Source organism: Vibrio sp. 10N.261.55.F4, assembly GCF_041470465.1.
GTDB lineage: Bacteria > Pseudomonadota > Gammaproteobacteria > Enterobacterales > Vibrionaceae > Vibrio > Vibrio crassostreae_C.
Map to the genome: position 1 here is coordinate 1 of NZ_JBFRMM010000038.1, position 1,392 is coordinate 1,392.

At 44.5% G+C, this 1,392-nt stretch carries 1 protein-coding gene; it reads left to right on the forward strand.

The window, feature by feature from the left end; genetic code table 11:
• The first annotated feature begins 109 nt into the window (after positions 1-109).
• A complete protein-coding gene (locus AB4249_RS17840; protein WP_372104184.1) occupies positions 110-1,378 on the forward strand; it encodes an IS4 family transposase in 1,269 nt (422 codons plus the stop codon).
• Positions 1,379-1,392: the final 14 nt, after the last annotated feature.

Genomic DNA, 1,392 nt, shown 5'->3' on the forward strand with positions numbered 1-1,392 from the left:
TCATAGACAGGATCTTAAGAGCTAACTTGTTTATTTAGATAGAAAAAAGGCTTCATTTATGATCAGATAATCGTCGCCAAACAAACTACCTACATCAATAGTGAAGCCGATGACGATTATCTCCTTACAGAAGCAATTTAAGCAATTCTTTAATGCTGACACCCTCCAAAAAATGGCGAAAAGTACAGGCCTGATGAAACGGTGTCGGGCGATATTACCCGAGCAGCTAGTCATTAGCTTAGTGGCCGCGTTAAGCAAAGGAAACTGCACTTCCATTGCGGATTTACTGCGACAATTCAATGGGATGTGCTTGAGCCCTGAAGGTGCCGTGGCATACAAGCCTTACCATAACCAGTTGAGGAAAAATGAGTTTCCTAATTTCATGCGGCAACTTGTTATTCGAGCAATAGCTCAATTTGCTCGCCAGCAGAATGTCGGTCTACCAAATAAGCTCGACACCTTTGATGATGTACTGCTTCAAGATGGCAGCTCTTTCCACATCCATCGTGACCTGGCGGATGTTTATCCGAGTCGATTTAAACGTAACCCTGCAGCGGTTGAATGTCATATGACAATGTCGTTGAAAAGCTTTTCTCCAGTCGCGATGAACATCAGCGCTGATACGGCATCAGAAAGAGATTTTTTACCTGAGCCCAAAACGATGAACAACAAATTGCTGTTAGCTGACGCAGGGTATCCTGATTTCCACTTCTTTCGAGAGCTTGAACAGCATGGCGGATTCTATATTGTCCGAGGTGCTAAGTCTCTGAACCCTATGATTATTGAGGCAAGGAACGGCAAGGGGCGACTGCTGCCTAAGCTAGAAGGGAAGAAGCTGAAAGACATTACTCGAGGTACCAACCGTTCGCAGGTCCTTGACCTAAAAGTCCGTCGAGGTAAACAAGAGTTTAGAGTCGTGCGACGATGGTTTGCTGAAGAAAAACGATTCTGCATTTGGATAACTAACTTACCTTCAGACACCTTTACTGCCGATGACATCATGGCGATCTACCGCTGTCGATGGCAGGTGGAACTGCTTTTTAAAGAGTTAAAGTCTCACACCAACTGGCAACGATTTGTCACCGCACAAAAGGCCATCGTTGATGGGCTCATCTGGGCCAGTTTACTTGCGCTGATCATTAGGCGTAGTATTGCGCTTCAGATAATGCCATCGGTCTCATTGTTTAAAGCGGCAAAAAATGTGGATGTCTGGCTGTTACCAATATTTGAATGTATCAGTCACGGCGCATGGTCAGAAATCAGCAATAAAATCGAATGGGCTACCAGTTATATATCAAGGAACGCTCAAAAGTCCGCGCAGAGGAAGTCTAAAGAAAACATTACGTTAGACGGAATTTACGCTGAGCTTAGTGCTTAAGGTTCTGTCTATGA